The sequence below is a fragment of the Vannielia litorea genome, assembly GCF_900142295.1.
GTDB lineage: Bacteria > Pseudomonadota > Alphaproteobacteria > Rhodobacterales > Rhodobacteraceae > Vannielia > Vannielia litorea.
Window position 1 is genome coordinate 2649726 of the sequence record NZ_FSRL01000001.1, and the last position, 22082, is coordinate 2671807.

Consider the following 22082-nt stretch of genomic DNA (forward strand, 5'->3'; position numbering starts at 1 on the left):
GCCGGGCCGGAACGGACCCGTGGACGGGCGGGCCGCAACGTGATGGGGTAGCACCATGAAACTTGCCGATCTCGATATCATCGTCACCTCGCCCCCTGCCCCCGGCTGGGGCGGGCGCTACTGGATTTTGGTGAAGCTCACCACCGCCTGCGGGATTACCGGCTGGGGCGAGGTCTATGCCGCCTCGGTGGGCCCCGAGGCGATGCGGGCCGTCATCGCGGATGTCTTTGCCCGGCACATGGCGGGGGAGAACCCGGAGAACATCGAGCTGATGTTCCGGCGGGCCTACTCGGCGGGCTTTACCCAGCGGCCTGACCTGACGGTGATCGGGGCCTTCAGCGGGCTGGAAATGGCCTGCTGGGACATCATCGGCAAGGCGCGGGAGCGGCCCGTCTGGGCGATGATCGGCGGGCGCACGAATGAACGGCTCAGGGCCTACACCTACCTCTATCCCGAGGAGGGGATGGCGCTGCCGGAGTTCTGGAACAGCGCGGAGATGGCCGCCGAGGTGGCGCTCAAGAGGGTCGAGGAAGGTTGGACGGCGGTGAAGTTCGACCCGGCGGGGCCTTACACGGTGCGCGGCGGGCATGAGCCCTCGATGAGCGACATCAGCCGGTCGGTGGCCTTTTGCGAGCAGATCCGGGCCGCCGTGGGCGACCGGGCGGACCTGCTCTTTGGCACCCACGGGCAGTTCAGCGTGTCGGGCGCGCTCAGGATGGGCCGTGCGATTGCCCACACCGGGCCGCTCTGGTTCGAGGAGCCGGTGCCGCCCGACAATGCGGCCGCCATGGCCAAGGTCGCCGGCGGCCAGCCTGTGCCGGTGGCCACCGGCGAGCGGCTGACCACCAAGGCGGAGTTCGCCCCGGTACTGCGGCAGGGCGCGGCGCATATCCTGCAACCGGCGCTTGGCCGGGTGGGCGGCATTGGCGAGGCCCGCAAGGTGGCCGCCATGGCCGAGGTCTACAACGTGACGGTGGCCCCGCATCTCTATGCCGGGCCGGTGGAGTTTGCCGCCAACATCGCGCTGGGCGTGGCGATCCCCAACCTGCTGATGGTGGAATGCATCGAGACCGCATTTCACCGCGCATTGGTGAAGGGCACGATCCGGGTGGAGGAGGGCCATGTGATCCCGCCCGAGGGGCCGGGGCTGGGGATCGAGGTGGATGAGGCCCTGGCGCGGGCGCACCCCTGGGAGGGCGATGGGCTGCACCTGGAGATGCAGGACGGGCCGTGCCGCTACGATGCGCCGAATGCCTTTGAAGGCGGGGCGCCGCGGTGACGGGTGGGTTTCACCTGCCCGGCGGAGGGTTTAGACCGCGCCCATGAAGCCATTTCTTGTTCTGCAGTTGCGGCCGGAGACCGAGGCCAGCGACGACGAGTTTGCCGCCATTCTCGCCAAGGGCGGGCTGACGGAGGGTGAGGTGCGCCGGGTGCGGCTGGATTGCGAGACGCTCGGGGCGGTGCGGCTGGACGACTACGCGGGGGTGATCGTCGGCGGCGGGCCCGGCTGCGTGAGCGATGCGCCGGAGGACAAGACCCCGGTGGAGGCCCGGATCGAGGCCGCCGTGCTGGGCCTGATGCCCGAGGTGGCGGAGCGGGATTTTCCGTTTCTCGGCTGCTGCTACGGGATCGGGATATTGGGCAAGGCGCTGGGAGGCGTGGTGGCCAAGGGGCGCTATGGCGAGCCGGTGGGCACCAGCGCCTGCCGAGTGGTGGAGGCCGATCCGCTGCTGGAGGGGGTGGCGCCGGAGTTCGATGCCTTCGTCGGCCACAAGGAGGCGATGGAGGTGCTGCCCGAGGGCTGCGTGCGGCTGGTGGAGAGCGCGCCCTGCCCCAACCAGATGGTGCGATACGGGGCCAATGTTTATGCCACGCAGTTTCACCCCGAGGCGGATGCGGCGGGCTTCGAGACGCGGATCAGGGTCTATCGCAACAAGGGGTACTTTGACCCCGCCGAGGCGGATGGGCTGATTGCCATGTGCCGCGCGGCGCAGGTGACGGAGCCGGAGAAGATCTTGCGGAATTTCGTGGCGCGCTACGGGTGAGCGGGGGGCGCTGAGGCCAGCGCCCGTCCCGCGCGGGGCGGCTCTCCACAAGCGTTGCCATGACCGCAGCTCGCCCCGGCGCCGTTCAGCATGACGTAACCGAAGCGCCCGCCCCGGGGGGGGGCGGGGCGGGCGCTGGCCGGCGGTGCCGGCCGGGTGCTCCGCATGGATGATGCGTTACGGCAGGGTGATATCGGCATAGACGGGGTAATGGTCTGACGGCCATTCGCCCATGAATTTTTCTCTCAGCACCAGGGGCCTGGAGACCGTGATGCCCTGGCTGGCCGCGATGTGGTCGATCGCGCCCAGGAGGTTGATTCCGGCGTTCAGGTGATAGGTTGCGCCGCGGGTCGGGGCGAAGGTGAGCCCGGCCTCCTCGAGGGTGCGCAGGGTGTTGGCGCCGTGCATGGCGTTGAGGTCGCCGAGCAGGATCACCGGGGTGCCCGAGGCGATGACGGGGGCGAGGCGGTCGCGCACGAGGGCGGCGGAGAGGCGGCGGTTGGAGCGGCTCTTGTACTCGAAGTGGACGTTGACGACGCGGAGGCGCTGGCCGTCTGCCGTGGCGAACTCGGCCCAGGAGGCGAAGGCGGGCCAGGAGCCGTTGAAGGTGCGGGAATAGATCTGCTCGGGCGTGTCGGAGAAGAAGAACCAGCCTTCATCGACCGGGCGCAGGCGGGTGGCGCGGTAGAAGATGGGCTGGGTGGCCGGGAAGCTCTGCCAGGGTCCGGCAGCGGCGGCGCGGTAGGCGGGGAGTTCGGCCAGAAGGTAATCGCGGGCGAGGTTGGTGGAGCCGTCACTGCCGCTCCGGAAGCTCTCCATCTCCTGGAAGGCGATGATGTCGGCGTCGATCGTGCGGAGGGCCTCGGCCATGGGCGCGCGGCGGCGCTCCCAGTCGGCCACGGACCAGTCGCCGGTGGCCCGGTTCAGCACGATGTAGTGGACGTTGTAGCTGGCGACGCGCAGGGCGCTTGCCGGTTTGGGCGGCACCGGGGCGGAGCCGGAATGGGCGACGTGGAGGGCGCAGGCCAGGAGCGGCAGGGCCAGCAGGAGGAGGGCGGTGAGGCGGAGGGCGCGGCGCATGGGCGGAGGGTAGCCATTGGCGCGCGCAGGTCCATCTCTCATTGCCTGATTGGCGAGGCCGAGTCATATTCAGATAAATGGATATGGGAGGACGATATGCGGATAACGCGGCGGAGATTCGTGGCCGGAGCGGCGGCGGGCGTGGTGGCGGGCGGCGTGGTGCCCCTGCGCGGCATGGCGGAGATGATGCTGGGCGAGGCAAGGTTGACGGCCATCAGCGACGGAACCCTGATGCTGCCGGGCGCCTTCATCTTCGAGGGGCTGCCCGAGGAGGAGGTGGCGGCCATCGTGACGCCGATGGGCGTGTCGAGCACCGCGCTGGAGCCGCCCTGCAACGTGACGCTGTTGCAGGTGGGCGACCGGGTGGTGCTCTTCGACGTGGGCTCGGGGCCGGATTTCATGCCCTCCGCGGGTGAGCTGGTGCAGAACCTCGAGGGCGCCGGGGTGGCGCCGGAGGATGTGACCGACGTGATCTTCACCCATGCCCACCCCGATCACATCTGGGGCCTGCTGGACGAGTTCGACGAGCCGCTCTTTGCCGATGCCCGCTACATGATGGGCCGGGCCGAGTGGGACTACTGGTGGAACCCGGAGACGGTCGACACCATCGGCGCCGAGCGGCAGGCCTTTGCGGTGGGCGCCAGGCGGCGGATGGAGGCGATCGAGGACGCGGTGGTGTTTTTCGACGATGGCGAGGAGGTGCTTCCGGGCGTGGCGGCGGTGGCCTGCGTGGGGCACACGCCCGGGCACATGGGCTTCGAGATCCGGCAGGGCAGCGAGAGCGTGATGGTTGTGGGCGATGCGATCGGCAATCACCACGTGGCCTTCGCGCGGCCCGGCTGGGAGGTGAACTCCGACCAGGACAAGGCGACGGCCGCCGCGACCCGCGTGGCGCTGATGGACCGGCTGGCGGCAGAGCAGATGCCGCTGGTGGGCTTTCACCTGCCCGGCGCGATCGGGCGGGCGGAGAAGGCGGGCGACGGCTATCGCTGGGTGACGATCTAGGGGGCCGGGCCAGCCCTCGGCCCCCCCTGCCCGCCCGGCCTAGCGGAACTTGTCGACGAGGCGCTGGAGCGGCGAGCGGTGTTCTGGCGCGGGTTCGGGCGCGGCTTCGGGCTTGGGCTTGGACACGGGCTCGGGCTCGGGCGCGGGGGCCGGGCTGGCGGCGGGTTTCGCGGCTGCGGGCTGCGCCTTTTCCGGGCGGGCGGGCTGCATCCGGCGGGCCACGGCGTTCATGAAGCGCCCGGCATCGCCCGAGGCCAGCTCGCCCGCGCCGTCGGAGATGCCGCGCATCATGTCGTCAAGCCATTCGGCATCGTGCTTGGCGAAATCCTTCAGCACCCAGCCCGGCACCGCCTCCTTGCGGCCCGGATGGCCCACGCCCATGCGCACGCGGTCGTAATGCGGGCCGATGTGCTCGTGGATCGAGCGCAGACCGTTGTGGCCCGCGTGGCCGCCGCCCGCCTTGCAGCGCAGCTTGCCCGGCGCGAGGTCGATCTCGTCGTGGAACACGGTCACGTCGGGCGGCTCCAGCTTGAAGAACCGCATGGCCTCGCCCACGGACTGGCCGGAGAGGTTCATGAAGGTCATGGGCTTCAGCAGCACGATGCGCTCGGAGCCGAACCGGCCCTCGGACAGCTCACCCTGGAACTTGGCGCGCCAGGGCGCGAAGCCATGGTCGGCGGCGATGCGGTCCAGCGCCATGAAGCCGATGTTGTGCCGGTTTCCGGCGTATTTCTCGCCCGGATTGCCGAGCCCGACCCAGAGTTGCATGTGGTGCTCCCTTTGTCGGGTTCAATGCCCTGTGCGGCGGGGAAAATCCACCCTTCGCGGGGCCGGTGTGCCGCCAATCAGCCGGGCAGGCCCGGATCGGAGGCCATGACCACCGGCGCCTCGCGGACCCGCGCCCACCAGGCAGAGAGCGCCGGGAACTGCGCCAGCATCTCCGCCCCGGCCTCGGCGCGGCTGAAAGCGTCGATCATCGGGACAAGGTGGCAGTCGGCGCGGGTGAGCGGGCCGGAGAGCACCATGGCCTCGGCGGCGATGGCCTCGAGCGCAGAGAGCGGGCGGGGCGCGACGCGCAGCCCCTCGGCCACCACCTCGGCGCTGCCCTGGTGGCCCTCGGCGGGGCGGAAGACCGCGTGCGAAAAGACCTGCCGCACCAGCGGCACATAGGCGTAGGCATCGACGATGCCGATGACCTGCGCGGCTCGCGCCGCGGCCTGCGCGCCCGAGGGCATCAGCGGCGGGCCGTCGAAGGCACGGTCGACATAGCCGGTGATCGCCGCCGTCTCGTAGAGGGTGAAGCTGCCGTGGGTCAGCACCGGCACCCGCCCGAAGGGGTTGAGCGCCATCAGCCCGGCGCGGCCCGCCGCGTCGAAGGGGTTCACCTCGCGCTCGGCGTGGGACACGCCCTTGAGGGCCAGCGCCATGCGCGCCGCCCGCATGTAGACGCTGAAGTGATACCCGTGCAGCGTGACGGCCTCGGCCATTGGCAATCCTCCCTGTCACGCTATCCTAAGCCCCTGCGCCCGACCGCGCCAAGGCACTGCCGAAGGACCCCGAGATGACGATCACCCATGAAGACGACCTCGACGGTCTGCGCGAGATCGGGCGGATCGTGGCGGAGGTGCTGCGCGCCATGGGACGCGCGCTGGAGCCGGGGATGACCACCGCAGAGCTGGATGCGATCGGCGCGGAGTTGCTGGAGCGGGAGGGCGCGGTTTCGGCCCCGCGGTCGTGCTACGGCTTTCCCGGCGCGACCTGCATCAGCACGGGCGATGTGATCGCCCATGGCATACCGGGGCCGGAGGTGATTTGTGCCGGGGGGCTGGTCAACATCGACGTTTCGGCCTCGAAGAACGGATTTTTTGCGGATACCGGCGCCAGCTTTCGGGTCGGCGAGGTGCCGGCCTCACTCAGGCGCCTGTGCACCGATGGCCGCAGGGCCTGCCAGATCGGCATCGCCCAGGTGCGCGCCGGGCGACCGATCGGGGCCATAGGCAATGCGATCGGCCAGTTTGCCGCCGGGCGCGGCTACAGCCTGATCCGCAACCTCGCCAGCCATGGCACCGGGCGGGCGCTGCATGAGTATCCCGAGGAGATTCCGACCTGGCCCAGCCGGGACCGGCGCCAGATCACCGAGGGGCTGGTGCTGACGGTGGAGCCCTTCCTTTCACGCGGGGGGCGCTGGGCCGAGGAGGGCGGCGACGGCTGGAGCCTGATGGCGAGCCCCCGCGCCGCCTGCGTGCAATACGAGCACACGGTGGTGGCCACCCGCGGCAGGCCGATCACGGTGACATTGCCGGGGTGAGGGCCGGGGTGAGGGCCGGGGTGAGCCCCTCGGGTCGTCAGGCCTCGGCGGGCAGGACGGGAAGCGAGAGGGTGAAGCGCGTCACGCCGCCCTCGCAATCGACAGCGATCCGCCCGCCGTGGGCCGTGGCGATGGAGGCGGCGATGTAGAGCCCGAGCCCCAGGCCCTCGCCGCGCTCCTCGGAGCCGCGCTCGAAGGGCTTGAACAGCCGCTCGCGCACGGATTCGGGCACCTCCTCGCCGTGGTTGGAGACGGTGATGAGGGTCACGCCGCCTTCGACGGTGCCGTGCAGCTCCACGGGCGTGCCGGGCAGGCTGTGGCGCGCCGCGTTGGACAGGAGGTTGGACACCGCCTGGGCCACCCGCGCGGGATCGCAGCTCACCGGCCGGTCGAAGGCGAGATCGAGCCGGATCTCCTGCTCGGGCGTGGCGGCGCGAATCTCCTCGACCACTTCGGTGATCGCCTGCGCCAGCGGCGCGTCGGGCACCGCGCTGATGCGGAGGCCCCCGCCCAGCCGGTTCTTGGCGTGCAGCATGATGTTTTCGATCAGGTCGTTCATCCGGCGCACCGTGGCGCGCATGAGCGACAGCAGGGTGTTGCCCCGGTCGCTCAGCGGTTCGTGCCCGAGTTGCCGCAGCCCCGCCTCGAAGGCGGCCACCGGGTTGCGCAGGTCGTGGCCCAGCACCGCCACGAACTCCTCCTGAAGCCGGGCGAGCCTGCGCTCGTTCTCCACCAGCTCCTCCTGCGCGCTCAGGCGTTCCTCGGTCTCCAGGCTGCGCCCGATGAGATCGGCGAACATCTCCAGCATCGCCACCGCCCGCGGGTGCTTGATGTTGCGCGGCACCGTATCAATGGCGCAGAGGGTGCCGAAAAAGGTGCCGTCGCTGCGCAGGATCGGGATGGAGGCATAGCTGACGATGCCGAATTTCATCGCGATGGGGTGGTTGCGGTAGACATCGTCGGTGGCGACGTCGTTGAACAGCACCTTCTGGGCGCTCTCCCGCACCGATTGGCAGAAGGTGGACTGGATCTCGATCTCGTCGCCCGAGGCGAGGCCGAAGTTGACCTCGTCGACGGTGCGGCAGGCCACCCAGCGATCGGCGGTGACACGGGCCACGGCGGCGAAGCGCGTGTCGGTCGCCAGCATGACGGTTTCGAGGATGGTGCCGACGAGCTCGCTGGAGGCGAGCATTTCGATATCCGACTGGAAGTCGTGATTTCCGGCCTGAAACACCGAATGGTCCTGCATGATCGCAGACCGTTGTACCGCGTCGCTCATGGATCGCCCCGCTTTGAACCCGCCGAAAGGTTCCACAGGCCCGGAAAGAACTCAACTGCCTTCCGCCCCGGACCCGACGGCACCCCAAGAAGAAAGGGGCGCCCCGCGGGACGCCCCTTGAAAGATCGGTCAGCGCCCGAGGATCACTCCTCGGCCTGCTCCGTCGCCGGCACCTCGTCGGCGGCCACGTCTTCGGCTTCGTCGTCACCGCCCGAGGAGCGGAGGCCCGACGGGGCGGATATGTTGGCGATCACGAAGTCGCGGTCGATGGTGGGCCTGGTGCCCTGCGGCAGGGTGATCGAGGAGATCGTCACGGTGTCGCCGATGTCGAGGCCGGTCAGGTCCACGACCAGCTTTTCGGGGATGTCACCGGCGGTGACCATCAGCTCGACCTCGGGGCGCACCGCGTTCAGCACGCCGCCCTTCTTGAGGCCGGGGGCCGCGCCCTCGTTCTCGAACTCGACGGGGATGAAGAGGTTGACGCGCGAGGTGCGCTTGAGGCGCATGAAGTCGACGTGCACGGGCAGGTCCTTCACCACGTCGCGCTGGACGCCGCGGCAGATCACGCGCACGTCTTCCTGGCCTTCGACCTTGAGGTTGAAGAGGGTCGACATGAAGCGACCGGCCCGCAGGGTGGTCAGAAGCTTGTTGAAGGGAAGGTTGATCGCCACCGGGTCGGCGCCGCCGCCGTAGACGATACCGGGAACCATGCCATCGCGCCGAGCCTGACGAGCGGCGCCCTTGCCTGTCCCCGTGCGTGCTTCGGCAATAAGATCAGGAATCTGACCAGCCATTTGATTTCTCCAAGGTTGAGGCGGACATCCTCCAAGGCTGTATGCCCGCGTGAAGGCGCTCCCTTAGAGGGGCAAGGGCCGTTTGGCAAGGGGATTCGGGGCGCGCGGGCGCTGCCGGCCCGGCGCTAGCGCGCGGGCGGCGGCTCCCAGAGTTCGACAGGATTGCCCTCGGGGTCGTGGATGCGGGCGAAGCGCCCGGTTTCGGGGGTGTCCCATTCGGCACGGGTCTCGGCGGCCAGGCCGGAGCGGGCGAGCTGGGCCAGCATCGCATCGAGGTCGCGGACCCGGAAGTTGATCATCCATTGCTGCTCGGGCCGGCCGAAATAGGCGGTGTCCTGGTCGAAGGGCGTAAAGACCGTGGGGCCGGCGTTCTGGGTCCAGAGGCTCTCGGAGATCGGGTCGATCCCGAGGTGATCGCGATACCATGCCGCGAGCGCCTGCGGATCGCGCGCCCGGAAGAACACCCCGCCGATCCCCGTGACCTTCTCCATGGCGCCCTCCTCCAGCCCTGGCCGATCATGGCACAAAGGGGCCGCCGGGGCGATGGCTTGTTGCGGCGGGGGGGCGGCCGCGGGGGAACATCTGCGCTTTGGCGCTTGCTTCGGAGCGCGGGCCGTGATCGGGATTTGGCCATGTCGCTCCTGCCCGCCATACGGCTCTCGCGCCGCACCCTGCCGCCCTTTGCGGCGGTGGGCATCTTCTGGGGCGCCTTCGCGGCCTACACGCCGCAGCTGAAGGCCGGGATCGGCGCGGATGACGGCACCTGGGGCCTGGTGCTGCTGGGCGCGGCGGTCGGCTCGATCTCGGCCATGTGGCTGGCGCCGCGCTTCGATGCGCGGTTCGGGCGGGCGGCGATGGCGCTGGGCTGCGGGCTGCTCGCGGCGCTGTTTCAGGCGCCGATGTGGGCGGAGGGCATCCTTGTCTTCACCGCCGCCATGGTGCTGGCGGGCGGCGCGGCGGGGCTGCTCGACGTGGTGATGAACGCGCGCCTCTCGGCCATCGAGGCCAGGACCGGCGCTTCGCTGATGAACCTCAACCACGCGACCTTTTCGCTGGCCTATGGCAGCGCGGCGCTGGTGGCGGGCCTGCTGCGCGACGGCGGCACCTCCCCGGCGGCCACCTTCGCGGGGCTCGGCCTGCTCGCCGCGGCCTTCGGGGTCATCGCGCTCCAGCGCGAGTTGCCGCCGCCGGTGCGGGGCGCCGTGAAACCGCCGCGCGTGACCCTGCCGCCGGTGGCCTTCTGGGGCGGGGCGATCATCCTGCTGGCCTTCCTCGCCGAACAGGCGACCGAGGCCTGGTCGGCGCTGCACATCGAGCGCACGCTCGGCGGCGGCGCGGCGGAAGGCGCGATCGGCCCGGCGATGCTGGGCTTTACCATGTGCGCGGGGCGGCTGGCCGGGCAGTTTGCCACGGCGCGGGTGTCGGAGGCGCGGATCACCCTGCTGGCGGCGTTGGTCACGGCGGCGGGCGCCCTGCTGGCCGCCCTGGCCCCGACGCCGCTGGTGGCCTACGCGGGCTTCGGCATCCTGGGCCTCGGCGTGTCGGTCATCGCGCCGATGGTCTTTGCCCTGGCGGGCCGGCTCTCGCCGGCCGAGTTGCGCCCGGCGGTGATCAGCCGGGCCGCGGTGATCGGCTACAGCGGCTTCTTCATCGGGCCGCCTCTGCTGGGTGCGATCTCGGAGCTGGCCGGGCTGCGGATGGCCTTTGTGGCCGTGGCACTGCTGGTTGCCCTGGCCCCGCTGCTGCTGATCCCGCTGCGCGCCTCGGCGCGGGGCACCGAGGCAGACGCGGGGGCGGAAGCGGGCTGAGCCGGGCTCAGGCCTGCCAGCGGCCGCCGAAGTCTTCGGGCACGAGCAGCATGTCACGCCCGAACTGGGAGGGGTTCTGCTTGCCGCAGAGGGCCATGGAGATATCCATCTCGCGTTGCAGCACTTCGAGTGCCTTCTCGACACCCTCCTGCCCCATCGCCCCAAGACCATAGACATAGGCCCGGCCGATCATCGTGCCCTTGGCGCCCAGCGCCAGCGCCTTGAGGATGTCCTGGCCCGAGCGGATGCCGCTGTCGAGCCAGACCTCGGTTTTGGAGCCCACGCGCTCGACGATCTCGGGCAGCATGCGGATGCTGCTCAGCGCGCCGTCGAGCTGGCGGCCGCCGTGGTTGGAGACCACGATCGCATCGGCCCCGAGCTTGGCGGCCTCCTCGGCATCGTCGCCGTCGAGAATGCCCTTGAGGATCACCTTGCCGCCCCATTGATCCATCAGCCGCTTGACCTTGTCCCAGTCCAGCGTCTGGTCGAAGTTCTGCGAGGTCCAGGCATGCAGCGAGCGGGTGTTGCCGACGCCCTTGGCGTGGCCGACGATGTTGCGGAACTCGCGGCGCGGGGTCTGCAGCATCTGCAGGCCCCAGCGCCACTTGGTGGCGAGGTCGAGCAGCACCGGGACCGAGAGCTTGGGCGGGGCGGTCAGACCGTTCTTCAGATCCTTGTGGCGCTGGCCGAGGATCTGCAGGTCGAGGGTGATGACCAGCGCCTCGCACTTGGCCTCCCTGGCCCGGCGCACGAGGTTGTCGGTGAAGTCGGTGTCCTTCTGGGTGTAGAGCTGGAACCAGAAGGGCGCGGAGGTGGCCTCGGCCACGTCCTCGATCGAGCAGATCGACATGGTGGAGAGCGTGAAGGGCACGCCGAACTTCTCGGCCGCCCTGGCCGCGAGGATCTCGCCGTCGGCGTGCTGCATGCCGCAGATGCCCACGGGCGCGAGCGCGGTGGGCAGGGCCACCTTGCGGCCGATCATGGTGCTCTCGGTGGAGCGGCCCGACATATCCACGGCGACGCGCTGGCGCAGGCGGATCTTGTCGAAATCCGAGGTGTTCTCGCGGAAGGTCTGCTCGGTCCAGCTGCCGCTTTCGCAGTAATCGTAGAACATCTTCGGCGCGCGGCGCTTGTGGATGCGCTTGAGGTCGTCGATGCAGGTAATGACGGTCATGATGCTGGCTCCCGGAGTGGTCAGGTTTGTTTACCAATCGTGAGGGAGGGAAGGCAAGCCGCACTCCGCCTGCCACAACGCGCCGGGGATCCGGCAAGCCTGCTATGGCCGCGCGGCACGGCGTCGGCTAAATCGGGTCCGGGGCAAGACGGAGACACCGGAGCAGTGATCAACATTGGCCGAAGCATTCGGGCCGCACTCCGCGGCAAACCTCCCTATCCTGCGATGCAGGGAGATGTCCTGGTCTTCGGGTCAGCGCCGGACCCCGTTGTGCCGCCGGAGTTACTGGAGGGGCATACGATCATCACGGCCAACGCGGCGCAGCTGTCGCTCGAAGCTCTTGGCGTCGAAGCCCCCCACATCACCTGCATGCGCTCAACCATGGGCGACGGCAAGGCAACCAGTGCCGACAAGCTGAAACGGCTGGCGGGCCGCAGAACCGGGCATCTCGTCCTTTTCCCACTCCGCGAAGATCCACAGTGTGAGGTTCAGCGCCGCCTGCTTGCCGAGATCGGCTACACCTACGACACGCTGCAAGTCCTCCATCGGCTCGACGTCGGCACGATCTACAACAGCGTGCTGCATCCGGGCCCCGTGACGCTGCACAGGTCCTATGGACCCTCCATGGGGTTGCGCGCGGTCCTCCTTGCATTGGCCGCAGGCGCAAGCCGCGTGGCCGTGGCGGGCATTTCTTTCCGGTCAGGCGGGGCCTCCTATACGACCATGGACTATACCCGCATCCATGTGGATGCCGATCAGGGCATCTTCGCCCGGCTGCGCGACCTCGGCCTGCCGGTCTTCGCCACCGACCGTGCCCTTTCGGAGGATACCGGGTTGCCGCTCTGGTCATCGGAACAGGGCTGATAGGCGGGCTCTTGGGGTTCCACGAGGTGCTGGGCGACCACCTCCGGTCTTGGCTGCATCTCGATGAGCGCCTTCACCACGTCGAAATCATCCCTGTTGTTGATGTCGATCCCGGTGATCGCGTCGCCGATGATCGGGAGCACCCGCTTGCCCATGTAGCCCGATCCCAACTTCGCCAGGTTCTCGTGGCGCAGGACGTCGAGATTGAAGACCTGGTAGGCCGTGGGAAACTCCGTCCGACGTATGACCGAACGGCCCTCCGGCCAGCCCGAGATGAGCGGCTCGAGAAAGCCCTCGTCGTTGATCGCGCAGAGCCGGGTTTCGGATGCGTTGACATGGCGCACCGAGTCCACATCGGGTCTCGCCTCGAGCAGGTCGATGGCCCGGCGCACATCCTCGACCTTGCGGAACGGGTTGGTGGGCTTCAGCCGCAGCCAGATGTCGGGCATCTCGATCCCGAACCGCGGCAGGTTGGCCTCCATGTCGGCGAGGATGTCCTCTTCCATGGCGGTGTCCGAACTCGCCTCGGCCCCTCTCAGGTAGGGGCACTCGGCCCCGTAGTGCCGCCCGATCTCGGCATATTCCTCGGGATCCGTCGATAGGATCACCCGGTCGATACCGAGGGCCTTGCCGAACGCAATGGCGTAGGCCAACAGAGGGTGCCCGGCGATGGGCAGGATGTTCTTGTGTGGCAAGCCGACCGATCCGGACCGGGCGGGAATGAAGGCGTAGACGGTGCTTTTTCGGGTCATGGAAAAAATCTCAGTGGTTGCTGAATATGATGTCGAGCGCCGCGAAGGTCGGTCGGGCTGCACGGACGGGAAAAAATCACGAAAAATGAAAATAGTAAGTGCAAGGAGACGCTAGCCGGGATCGCTCTGGCAGATCAACCCCGGCACCTCCGCGCGAGTGCGCTGGCGCGGCATTTTCAGCCACCTGCGCGCCTTGGCTGAAGCCATCGATGTGAATCGCGATATGCTCGCGCCCGCGACGCTGACCCGAGCAAGCTCGCCAAGCCTGCGGTGTTCTCGCCGGTTGCACACCAGGGCAGCCCTCCGGCTGGGGCTGTTGCCCGGCGGCGAAGGGGGGTATCCCTCCGCAAAGAGCAAAGACCCGCGCGAAGGAGACCCCCATGAGCATTCTTGCAAGAGCCACCTCGATTGTCGGGGGCACGGTTGCCCTGATGCGGCGGATCGGGGCGCCCAGGACCCAGGCGATGGGGGGCAGGCCGGAGATTCCGGAGGCCAGGAAGCAGGGGCTGATGACCTTGAAGCTGCCCGCCGCCGAGGGCTGGAAGAACGGGCGTCTGCCGCGCTGCGCGCCGGGGCTGAAGGTGAACGCCTTCGCCGAGGGGCTGCAGCATCCGCGCTGGATCGAGGTGCTGCCCACGGGTGACGTGCTGGTGGCCGAGGCCCGCCCGGAGGCCGGGCCGCCGAAGTCGCTGATGGATCATGCCGCGCAGGTGACGATGCAGCGGATCAAGGCGGTCGGGCCCAGCGCCAACCGGGTGAGCCTGTGGCGCGATGCCGATGGCGACGGGGTGGCGGAGCACCGGGAGGTCTTTGTCGAGAACCAGCGCCAGCCCTTCGGCATGGCCGTGGTGGGCGAGACCTTCTATCTCGGCAACACCGACGGGATCGTGGCCTTTCCCTTTCCGCCCGGCACCACCCGGCTCGACGAGAGCGCGGGCCGCCGGCTGGTGGAGTTCAAGCCCGGCGGCCACTGGACGCGGAGCCTGATCGTCTCGCCGGACGGCAGCAAAATCTACGCGGGCGTGGGCTCGCTCACCAACATCGCCGACGAGGGGATGGAGGTGGAGGAGGGCCGCGCCGCGATCTGGGAGCTGGACGTGGCCAGCGAGGAGGCCCGGATCTTTGCCACCGGGCTGCGCAACGCGGTGGGCACGGCCTTCGAGCCTTCCACCGGCGCGCTGTGGACGGTGGTCAACGAGCGTGACGGGCTGGGCGACGAGACCCCGCCCGACTACCTGACCAGCGTGGTGGATGGCGGCTTTTACGGCTGGCCCTATTGCTACTGGGACCGGATCGTGGACGACCGGGTGCCGCAAGATGCCGAGATGGTCGCCCGGGCGATCAAGCCCGATTACGCGCTGGGCGGCCACACCGCCTCGCTGGGGCTCTGCTGGATGCCCGAGGGCACGCTGCCCGGTTTCGGCGCGGGCATGGTGATCGGCCAGCACGGCTCGTGGAACCGCTCCAAGCTCTCGGGCTACAAGCTGCTCTTCGTGCCCTTCGAGAACGGCCGCCCCAGCGAGACCGAGCCGCCGCGCGACATCCTCTCGGGCTTCCTCTCCGACGACGAGAAGCTGGCCTATGGCCGCCCGGTGGGCGTGTGCCTCGGGCCGGATGGCAAGTCGCTGCTGATGGCCGATGACGTGGGCGACGTGATCTGGCGGGTGACCGGCGCCTGAGGCCGCGCGCGATGGCCCGACCCTTCTTCCGGGGCGGCGGTGCCCACCCCGGATCACCGCCACGTCCCGCGACGATACCCAGGTCCTCGCCACCGCCCGCGCCACCGTCGAGGCCATTCCCATTCTTGCGGACCGCCGCTCGGTCGCCTAATCATCTCGCTCACCGTCGTGCGCCTCGACATGTCCATCGCCACCTGCTGGCGCAGCCGGATCTTGTCGGGATCGCTTACATTTTCCCGAAACGTCTACTCCATCCACCTGCCGCTCTCGAAGTAGGCAGAACCAACGTCGGCATCCGCCGCTTGGAGATGCGGTTGCTGTCGGCAGTGCAGTCCGGAGGGATCAGGTTCGATGACCAACTCGGAGCCGGGGAAAAGCAGGGCGAGGGTGAGAAACACGAGAATGCCCCACGATGGCCTCACTATCTACACCCGTCCCGGTCTCTCCTTCAGGGCAGCCCAATCAGAAGCGCCCACAACACATGCTAAAAGGCCCGACCGATGACGATTTCCATGAAGGGTAACTATTCCAGCGACCTCACTTCACTTCCGCAACTCGACATCGACCTGCCGCCGATGCCCGAAAAACCCGGCGGCGCTCGCCAAACCCACGTTTTCACTACAAAGACTCCCGCCTTCTACCGGCCTGTCGACCTGAAAAAGCAAGGCCCAATCACCCCGCGCATCCGGCACTTCGAAACTCTGCTGACAGAGATCTGGCGCGACATGGGCGAACGGCCCGTCCCCTATGCCTTCCGCACCCGCGACGGCAAGATTCGCTCCATGGATGCGGGCTGTCTCGCCCGCCTGCTGAAACAATCCCCGCCGTCCATCAAGCTGGTCCTCGACGATGCGCAAGGCGTCATCCTCGCCGCCGAGCCGATCCCGCGGGGCACCGGCGACGCCCTTCTCGGCTTCCGCCTTACCGACACGCCTGACCCGGATCTCAAGGCCCTCTCCAAACGCACCATTCGCCTCGGGGCCCGGCCGTTTCGCGCCGATGCCTTCCGGCACTGGGGTGACGCCTGCGTTCTGACCGGGACCCGCATCCGCAGAGCGCTCGATGCCGCCCACATATTTCGCTACGGCGGCGAAGCCACGAATGCCACGCATAACTGCCTGCTGTTGCGCGCCGATGTCCACAGGCTGTTCGACGCCCACCTCATCAGTTTCAACTATTCCGGAGAAGACCTGCAGTTCCACGTTTCCCCTGACCTGCACGGCACCGAATACGAGGGCATCGCACGAATCCGCATCCCCGCCCCCCGCCTTCCCCGGCCGCGCCCGCACCCCGAAGCCGTCGCCTTCCACTTCGCCACATTCACGAGGCAGGAACACGCTCGCTGACACACCCTGCCGGGCCGCCCTTCAAAGGCTGTCCATCCGCCTCCATGTTGACTGTGCAATAGCCCGGACAACATCACCCTCATGCCCCGCGACGACACCCACTTCCTCGCCACCGCCCGCGCCACCGTCGAGGGCATGCCCCCGGCCCTGCTAACCGCCGCCCGCGAGGTGCTGATCCGCGTTGCCGAATGGCCCACGCCTGAGATGATGCAGAGCCTCGGCATCACCGATCCCCGCGAGTTGACCGGCCTCTACGAAGGTATCCCCCTACCCGAGAAATCCGCCTCCTGGCCCGCCGCCCTGCCCGACACGGTGTGGCTGTTCCGCCAGCCGATCCTGGCGGAATGGCGCGACCGGCCCGGGCAGGACCTCGACGAGCTGATCGCCCATGTCACGGTGCATGAATTCGCCCATCATTTCGGCTGGTCGGACGAGGAGATCGGGGCCATCGACCCCTGGTGGGAGTAGGCGCGGCTACTTCAGCCGGGCCTTGGCGATCTTGAAGTTGCGCATGTCGACGGAGAGCCCCGAGGGCGGGATGCGGGGGCGCATGGGCCGGCCGTTGACCACCTCCTTGTCGAAGAAGAGCCCGAAGCCCGCGTTGATCCGCCTGGGGTGCTTCACCTTGCCCGGCTCGCAGTGGTTGGCCTCGTGGCAATGGGGGTTCTGATCGGTGGGCTGGCCTGAGACCGCATAGATCGTGCGGCCGTTGCAGCGCGCCTGCATCACCCCGTCGGCCCCGGCGGACCAGCGCACCAGAAGCTCGAAGCGGGTCCAGCCGCCGAGTTGCCCCGGACCGGCGCAGCTGCGCCCGAGAAAGGTCAGCCCCCGTGTCCTGTCGAGTTCGAGCGAGACGAGGTGGTTCTTGATCAGCTCCCCCTGCCAGAGCGCCACGGCCAGCCGGCTGTCGGGCCCGCCGGTGAAGGGCACCGCGCGCGGGTTGTGGAAGGCCGCATGGGTCAGCCCGCCGGCCACGCGCACCTCGAAGGCGTAGAGCATGGTGGCGCCCGATTTCACCTCGCCGGCGGAGAGGTAGGACTTGGCGTTGAGGTTGCCGCAGTCGCTCTCGCCGCGCCCATCGCCGTAGCTGCGGGCCTGGCAGTCGCCGGGCATCAGGGTGAAGCGGATCACCTCGCCCGCCACCTGCGGCGTCCGGGCGCTGTTGCGGCCCTCCTTCATGCCGGCGGGATAGCGTTGCGCCTCGGCCTGGGGCGCGGCGAGGGCGAAGGAGAACGAGAGAGAGAGGAAAAGGAGCGCGAGGGCGCGCGAGATGGAACCGGACATGGCAACAACTCCGAGGTCGACAGGCGCGAGGATAGCACGGGTCGGCCAAGCCTCAAACGGCTCGCCCCATTGAACCCGGGCGACAAATCCCCGACATAAGGCGCAACCGCGAAGGAGCCCTCATGACGCAGAAGAACCCCGCCGCCCTCGACTTCCTGCTCACCCGCCGCTCGCGCCCGGCCAAGACGCTGACCGGCCCGGTGCCCACGCGCGAAGAGCTGGGGCCGATCCTTCAGGCTGCCGCGCGCGCGCCCGATCACGGCAAGCTGGAGCCCTGGCGGTTTATCGTGCTGGAGGGCGCGGCGCTGGAGCGGCTGGCGCAGCTCGCCAACGAGCGCGGCAAGGCGCTGGAGCTGGAGCCGGAGAAGGTGGAGAAGTTCGCCACCCAGCTCGGCCAGCCGGGCCTCGTGGTGGTGGTGGTCTCCTCGCCGGTGGAGAGCGACAAGGTGCCCTTCGTCGAGCAGCTCTACTCGGCCGGCGCGGTCTGCCTGCAGATGCTCAACGCGGCACTGGCCTCGGGCTGGGGCGCCAACTGGCTCACCGGCTGGGGCAGCCATGACCGGGAGTTCATCTCCAGGGGTCTCGGCCTTGCCCTGCACGAGACGGTGGCCGGCTTCATCCACATCGGAACCGAGACGGTGCCCGCGCCCGAGCGCCCGCGCCCGGACCTGACCCGGATCACCGCCTGGGTGTCGGAATGATCTTCTCCGACTTCGGCAAGGCCGTCAGCCAGATGTTCGACGGCCCCTTCCTGAAGGTTCTGGCGATGGGGCTGGGCCTGACGATCCTGCTGCTCTTCGGCGTCTATGGCGTGTTCATCTGGTTTCTCGACTGGGTGACGCCCGACAGTTTTACCATCTTCGGGCGCGAGGTGACGTGGATTGACGACCTGCTTTCCTGGGCCTCGATCGCGCTGATGGCGCTGATGTCGATCTTCCTGATGGTGCCGGTGGCCTCGGCCTTCACCGGGCTCTTCCTCGAAGACATCGCGGCGGCCGTGGAGGCCCGGCACTACCCGGACCTGCCGCCGGTGCCGCGCTTTCCCTGGACAGAGGCGCTTCGCGATTCGATCGGGTTCTTCGGGATCCTGATCGTGGTGAACATCCTGATGCTGGTGCTCTACATCTTTGCCGGGCCGCTGATTCCGCTGCTGTTCTGGGCGATCAACGGGATGCTGCTGGGGCGGGAATACTACCAGATGGTCGCCATGCGGCGGATCGGGCGGCAGGCTGCGGCGGCCTCGCGGCGCCGGCATTTCGGCAAGATCTGGCTGGCCGGGACGCTGATGGCGATTCCGCTGAGCGTTCCGGTCGTCAACCTGTTCATCCCGCTGCTCGGGGTGGCCACCTTCACCCACATGTTCCACCGGCTCGAACCGGGGGCCTGAGGGCGCCGCTCGTCGGGGCCGCGCCTGGCGGTGCGGCCGCTCTTCGCGGTTACTGCCCCTCGGTGATCGGGCCCTTGGGGCCGAAGCGCTCGAGCAGGTCGATGTCGGAGAGCGAGATCACGCCGGAGATGATGGTTGCGCAGATCAGGCCGGCCAGGGGCACGGCGATCAGCGTGGTGATCTTCAGCCGCTTGCCGAGCTTGAAGTCGGCCGGCGCGCCGGCATGGGTGCCGGGCACGATCTCGCCACGGTCGCCTTGAGTTTCCAGCCGCACGGGCAGGACCAGGAAGAGCACCATGAACCATGTCACGGCGAGCACGACGAAGGCGGCGGTGATGCTCATCAGACCTGCTCCAGCTCCACCAGGCAGCCGTTGAAATCCTTCGGGTGCAGGAAGAGCACCGGCTTGCCGTGCGCCCCGATCTTCGGCTCGCCGGTGCCCAGCACGCGGGCGCCCTCGGCCTTCAGCCGGTCGCGGGCGGCGAGGATGTCATCGACCTCGTAGCAGATGTGGTGGATGCCGCCGGAGGGGTTTTTCTCGAGAAAGCCCGCGATCGGGCTGTTCTCGCCCAAGGGGTAGAGCAGCTCGATCTTGGTGTTGGGCAGGGTGATGAAGACCACGGTGACGCCGTGACCGGGCTCGTCCTGCGGGGCGCCCACATCGGCGCCCAGCGTGCCGCGATACTGCGCCGCCGCCGCCTCGAGATCGGGCACCGCGATGGCCACGTGGTTGAGCCGTCCGATCATGTCGTCACCCTCCTTGCCGGTTCGCTGCCGGTTATGCCGGGGGCATCGGAGCCGCACAAGCCGCGCCTTTGTCGCATTCCGGCGGGGGCGTTTACCAATCCTTAGGATTGCTGGTGTCATCTCGGGGGGCAACGCCTTGAGGGAGGCCCCCATGACAGACGACATGCCGCAGTTCTCGATTCCGGTGCAGAGGCCCACGCGCGAGCGGCCGCTGCTGGGCGCCACCGTGCTGGTCGTGGAGGACAGCCGCTATGCCTCGGAGGCGGTGCGGCTCCTGTGCCTGCGCTCGGGGGCCCGGATCCGGCGGGCCGACACGCTGGCCTCGGCGCACCGGCACCTGCAGGTCTACCGGCCAACGGCGGTGATCGTGGATCTCGGCCTGCCGGATGGCTCGGGGCTGGAGCTGATCGGCGAGCTGGCCCGCTCCGACACCCGCGTGCCGGTGCTGCTGGGCACCAGCGGCGACCCGGCCAGCGAGGACGATGCGCTGGAAGCCGGGGCGGACGGGTTCATCCAGAAGCCGATCACCAGCCTCGCGGCCTTCCAGCAGGCGATTCTCTCCCGCCTGCCCGAGAACGGGCTGCCGCAGGGGCCGCGCGGGCTCACGTCCGACATCATCGCGCCCGACCCGCTGGCGCTGCGCGACGACCTCGCCCATGTGGCCGACGTGCTCTCGACCGGCGAGGAGCACCCGGAGATGCTGGACTACGTGGCGCAGTTTCTCGGCTCGGTCGCGCAATGCGCCTCCGACGCGCCGCTGGCCGCGGCCGCCGCCGGGCTGGCGACCGCACGGGCCTCCGGCCAGGGCGGCATGCCGGAAGCGGCGGCGATCTCGAAGCTGGTGGCGCACCGGCTGGAGGGCAACCTGGCGCTCTGACCCGGCACGGGGCACTCCCGCCCGCGGGGCGCAGGCTTGCGCCGACGCCCGGCGTCGGGCCGGGCGCGCGGCTTGCGCCGCGCGTGGGGGCCAGGCGAGAAGCGGTGACGTCGGGAGGCCGGGTTGTCGGTGCGGGGCCTGCGGCGGCTCTTGTCGTGGCAGGTCTCGGGCCGGAGGGGCGACAGGTTGGGGGCGCGGAAGGCCGCCGTTGACTGGCTTGCCTCAAAGCGCGCGGCCTTGGAGCAACGGCGTCAGGACGCGCAGCCGTTGGATCACGTCGCCGCGGCGGGCCTTCCGGCGGCTCTTGTCCTGGCAGGTCTCGGCGGGCCGGAGGGGCGACAGGTTGGGGGCGCGGAAGGCCGCCGTTGACTGGCTTGCCTCAAAGCGCAGCCTTGGAGCAGCGGCGTCAGGGCGCACAACCGTTGGATCACGTCGCCGCGGCGGGCCTTCCGGCGGCTCTTGTCGTGGCAGGTCTCGGGCCAATCCGGGCTGCGGCAGGTCTCGGGCCGAAGGGGGCCGGCAGGTGGGGCACCGGCAGTTTGGCCTTGGCGGGCCAGCCGTGTGGCGCTGGCCGTGGGGCGACGGCGTCAGAGCGCGGGGTCGGAGGCGGCGCGGACCAGCGTGGTGAGGTCGCCCAGGCGTTCGCGCTGGCGGCCCTCGGCATCGAAGTTCTCGGGGCGGAGCCAGGCGCGGTAGGCCTCGCGCAGGGCCGGCCATTCGCTGTCGATGGCGGCGAACCAGGCGGTGTCGCGGTTGCGGCCCTTCACCACCTGCGCCTGTCGGAACACGCCCTCGTAGGACAGGCCGAGCCGCTGGGCGGCGCGGCGCGAGGGCATGTTGAGCGCGTTGCACTTCCACTCGAAGCGTCGGTAACCGGCCTCGAAGGCCCAACCGATCAGCAGCAGGAAGGCCTCGGTGGCGGTGCGGGTGCGCTGCAGCTCGGGCGAGAGCGCGATGTAGCCCAGCTCGATCGAGCCGGCCTCGGGGGCGATCCGCAGCAGCGCGCAGGTGCCGCCGACGCGGTCGGTCTCGCGGTTGCGGATGGCGAAATGCAGCGGGTCGGCGCTGGCCTCGGCCTCGCGCGCCCAGCGGTGATACTGCGCGGCGGAGGAGAACGGACCGTTGGGCATGTAGTCCCACAGCGCATCATGTCCGGAGTAGGCGCGGAACAGCGAGGCGGCGTGGGCATCGGCGGAGAGCCGTTCGAGCCGGGTCCACTGGCCTTCGAGCACGTCGAAGGCGGGGCGGGGCGGCGGCGCCCAGCCCTTGACCTCTTCTCCCAGCTGCCCCGGACGGCCCATCGGTTAACCCCTTTTCAACCTTGATGATTTCCTATCGGCCCCGGCGGGAGAGGAAAACCCGCAAAATGGCCCCTCCGTTTCATCCCTTTGCCGCATTTCGCGGCGAGGCAGGGGGGAGAACGCAGGCACCAGGCCGGGGAGAGGCGAGATGAAGCGCATCGCAAATGCATTCTGGTCGGAAGACGAGGGCAATGTCGCCATGGACTGGATGGTGCTGATGGCCGGCATCGTCTCGCTCGGGTTTGCCGTGGTCGCCTCAGTCGCCCTGAGCGCGCCGGAGGTGACCGCCGACAGCGGTGCGCCGGCCCAGACCCGCGAGATCGCTGCCGGGGCCTGACCCCGATCCGGACCC

At 69.1% G+C, this 22082-nt stretch carries 25 protein-coding genes; 13 read left to right on the forward strand and 12 right to left on the reverse strand.

Annotation, left to right across the window (positions count from 1 at the left end; all coding sequences use genetic code 11):
• The first annotated feature begins 55 nt into the window (after window positions 1-55).
• Together BUR94_RS12895 and BUR94_RS12900 are read left to right on the forward strand one after the other, a co-directional pair.
• Window positions 56-1279, forward strand: a complete 1224-nt coding sequence (locus BUR94_RS12895) for a mandelate racemase/muconate lactonizing enzyme family protein (protein ID WP_074256612.1) — start codon at window positions 56-58, stop codon at window positions 1277-1279.
• Window positions 1280-1322: 43 nt separating this feature from the next.
• Window positions 1323-2045 carry a glutamine amidotransferase gene (locus BUR94_RS12900; RefSeq protein WP_074256613.1) on the forward strand — a complete coding sequence of 241 codons (723 nt, stop codon included), beginning with the start codon at window positions 1323-1325 and terminating at the stop codon, window positions 2043-2045.
• 177 nt (window positions 2046-2222) lie between these two features.
• Here BUR94_RS12900 and BUR94_RS12905 read toward each other — a convergent pair whose 3' ends face one another.
• Complete coding sequence (locus BUR94_RS12905; protein ID WP_074256614.1) at window positions 2223-3125, reverse strand: endonuclease/exonuclease/phosphatase family protein; 903 nt, start codon at window positions 3123-3125, stop codon at window positions 2223-2225.
• A gap of 96 nt (window positions 3126-3221) precedes the next feature.
• On the opposite strand from BUR94_RS12905, the gene BUR94_RS12910 reads away from it, so the two are divergent.
• Window positions 3222-4130, forward strand: coding sequence for an MBL fold metallo-hydrolase (locus BUR94_RS12910; protein ID WP_074256615.1), 909 nt, complete (start codon window positions 3222-3224; stop codon window positions 4128-4130).
• A gap of 39 nt (window positions 4131-4169) precedes the next feature.
• Here BUR94_RS12910 and pth read toward each other — a convergent pair whose 3' ends face one another.
• Together pth and BUR94_RS12920 are read right to left on the reverse strand one after the other, a co-directional pair.
• Window positions 4170-4898, reverse strand: a complete 729-nt coding sequence (gene pth, locus BUR94_RS12915) for an aminoacyl-tRNA hydrolase (RefSeq protein ID WP_074256616.1) — start codon at window positions 4896-4898, stop codon at window positions 4170-4172.
• A gap of 77 nt (window positions 4899-4975) precedes the next feature.
• Window positions 4976-5617, reverse strand: coding sequence for a glutathione S-transferase family protein (locus BUR94_RS12920; RefSeq protein WP_074256617.1), 642 nt, complete (start codon window positions 5615-5617; stop codon window positions 4976-4978).
• Window positions 5618-5691: 74 nt separating this feature from the next.
• Here BUR94_RS12920 and map point away from each other — a divergent pair, with 74 nt between their 5' ends.
• Complete coding sequence (gene map / locus BUR94_RS12925; protein WP_074256618.1) at window positions 5692-6438, forward strand: type I methionyl aminopeptidase; 747 nt, start codon at window positions 5692-5694, stop codon at window positions 6436-6438.
• A 37-nt stretch (window positions 6439-6475) separates the two neighbouring features.
• Here map and BUR94_RS12930 read toward each other — a convergent pair whose 3' ends face one another.
• From BUR94_RS12930 to BUR94_RS12940, 3 genes are all read right to left on the reverse strand, one after another.
• Window positions 6476-7717: a GAF domain-containing sensor histidine kinase gene (locus BUR94_RS12930; protein WP_074256619.1), complete on the reverse strand. Its 1242-nt coding sequence runs from the start codon at window positions 7715-7717 to the stop codon at window positions 6476-6478.
• Between the two features lie 143 nt (window positions 7718-7860).
• Entirely contained in the window at window positions 7861-8511 is a 651-nt protein-coding gene (locus BUR94_RS12935; RefSeq protein ID WP_074256620.1) for a 50S ribosomal protein L25/general stress protein Ctc, read from the reverse strand.
• A 125-nt stretch (window positions 8512-8636) separates the two neighbouring features.
• Window positions 8637-9002 carry a VOC family protein gene (locus BUR94_RS12940; protein WP_074256621.1) on the reverse strand — a complete coding sequence of 122 codons (366 nt, stop codon included), beginning with the start codon at window positions 9000-9002 and terminating at the stop codon, window positions 8637-8639.
• A gap of 141 nt (window positions 9003-9143) precedes the next feature.
• Between BUR94_RS12940 and BUR94_RS12945 the strand changes: the two genes are divergently transcribed.
• Window positions 9144-10319 carry an MFS transporter gene (locus BUR94_RS12945; RefSeq protein WP_074256622.1) on the forward strand — a complete coding sequence of 392 codons (1176 nt, stop codon included), beginning with the start codon at window positions 9144-9146 and terminating at the stop codon, window positions 10317-10319.
• A gap of 7 nt (window positions 10320-10326) precedes the next feature.
• Here the strand turns inward: BUR94_RS12945 and BUR94_RS12950 are convergent, their stop codons facing one another.
• Window positions 10327-11493 carry an alpha-hydroxy acid oxidase gene (locus BUR94_RS12950; protein WP_074256623.1) on the reverse strand — a complete coding sequence of 389 codons (1167 nt, stop codon included), beginning with the start codon at window positions 11491-11493 and terminating at the stop codon, window positions 10327-10329.
• A gap of 165 nt (window positions 11494-11658) precedes the next feature.
• Between BUR94_RS12950 and BUR94_RS12955 the strand changes: the two genes are divergently transcribed.
• Window positions 11659-12357 (forward strand): hypothetical protein, encoded by a 699-nt coding sequence (locus tag BUR94_RS12955; RefSeq protein ID WP_139301280.1) that lies wholly within the window; start codon window positions 11659-11661, stop codon window positions 12355-12357.
• On the opposite strand, the gene BUR94_RS12960 is transcribed toward BUR94_RS12955, so the two are convergent.
• Entirely contained in the window at window positions 12249-13109 is an 861-nt protein-coding gene (locus BUR94_RS12960; RefSeq protein WP_074256625.1) for an acylneuraminate cytidylyltransferase family protein, read from the reverse strand. The genes BUR94_RS12955 and BUR94_RS12960 overlap by 109 nt on opposite strands.
• Window positions 13110-13489: 380 nt before the next feature.
• On the opposite strand from BUR94_RS12960, the gene BUR94_RS12965 reads away from it, so the two are divergent.
• The 3 genes from BUR94_RS12965 to BUR94_RS12975 all read left to right on the forward strand — a co-directional run bounded on the left by BUR94_RS12965 (window position 13490) and on the right by BUR94_RS12975 (window position 16602).
• A complete protein-coding gene (locus tag BUR94_RS12965) occupies window positions 13490-14788 on the forward strand; it encodes a PQQ-dependent sugar dehydrogenase (protein ID WP_074256626.1) in 1299 nt (432 codons plus the stop codon).
• A gap of 500 nt (window positions 14789-15288) precedes the next feature.
• A complete protein-coding gene (locus BUR94_RS12970; RefSeq protein WP_074256627.1) occupies window positions 15289-16134 on the forward strand; it encodes an HNH endonuclease signature motif containing protein in 846 nt (281 codons plus the stop codon).
• A gap of 81 nt (window positions 16135-16215) precedes the next feature.
• Window positions 16216-16602: a metallopeptidase family protein gene (locus BUR94_RS12975; RefSeq protein WP_074256628.1), complete on the forward strand. Its 387-nt coding sequence runs from the start codon at window positions 16216-16218 to the stop codon at window positions 16600-16602.
• Between the two features lie 6 nt (window positions 16603-16608).
• On the opposite strand, the gene BUR94_RS12980 is transcribed toward BUR94_RS12975, so the two are convergent.
• Complete coding sequence (locus BUR94_RS12980) at window positions 16609-17418, reverse strand: hypothetical protein (RefSeq protein ID WP_074256629.1); 810 nt, start codon at window positions 17416-17418, stop codon at window positions 16609-16611.
• Between the two features lie 122 nt (window positions 17419-17540).
• Here BUR94_RS12980 and BUR94_RS12985 point away from each other — a divergent pair, with 122 nt between their 5' ends.
• Window positions 17541-18119, forward strand: coding sequence for a nitroreductase family protein (locus tag BUR94_RS12985; RefSeq protein WP_074256630.1), 579 nt, complete (start codon window positions 17541-17543; stop codon window positions 18117-18119).
• Window positions 18116-18805, forward strand: coding sequence for an EI24 domain-containing protein (locus tag BUR94_RS12990; protein ID WP_084193028.1), 690 nt, complete (start codon window positions 18116-18118; stop codon window positions 18803-18805). Before BUR94_RS12985 ends, BUR94_RS12990 begins: the two co-directional genes overlap by 4 nt.
• Window positions 18806-18854: 49 nt before the next feature.
• Here the strand turns inward: BUR94_RS12990 and BUR94_RS12995 are convergent, their stop codons facing one another.
• Together BUR94_RS12995 and mce are read right to left on the reverse strand one after the other, a co-directional pair.
• The gene (locus BUR94_RS12995) at window positions 18855-19148 is read right to left on the reverse strand and encodes a DUF1467 family protein (protein WP_074256632.1); all 294 of its coding nucleotides are present in this window, start codon (window positions 19146-19148) and stop codon (window positions 18855-18857) included.
• Complete coding sequence (gene mce, locus BUR94_RS13000) at window positions 19148-19552, reverse strand: methylmalonyl-CoA epimerase (protein WP_074256633.1); 405 nt, start codon at window positions 19550-19552, stop codon at window positions 19148-19150. Before mce ends, BUR94_RS12995 begins: the two co-directional genes overlap by 1 nt.
• A 151-nt stretch (window positions 19553-19703) precedes the next feature.
• Here mce and BUR94_RS13005 point away from each other — a divergent pair, with 151 nt between their 5' ends.
• Complete coding sequence (locus BUR94_RS13005; RefSeq protein WP_074256634.1) at window positions 19704-20429, forward strand: response regulator; 726 nt, start codon at window positions 19704-19706, stop codon at window positions 20427-20429.
• 587 nt (window positions 20430-21016) lie between these two features.
• Here the strand turns inward: BUR94_RS13005 and BUR94_RS13015 are convergent.
• Window positions 21017-21730: a GNAT family N-acetyltransferase gene (locus tag BUR94_RS13015; RefSeq protein ID WP_074256636.1), complete on the reverse strand. Its 714-nt coding sequence runs from the start codon at window positions 21728-21730 to the stop codon at window positions 21017-21019.
• A gap of 148 nt (window positions 21731-21878) precedes the next feature.
• Between BUR94_RS13015 and BUR94_RS13020 the strand changes: the two genes are divergently transcribed.
• The gene (locus BUR94_RS13020) at window positions 21879-22067 is read left to right on the forward strand and encodes a hypothetical protein (protein ID WP_074256637.1); all 189 of its coding nucleotides are present in this window, start codon (window positions 21879-21881) and stop codon (window positions 22065-22067) included.
• Window positions 22068-22082: the final 15 nt, after the last annotated feature.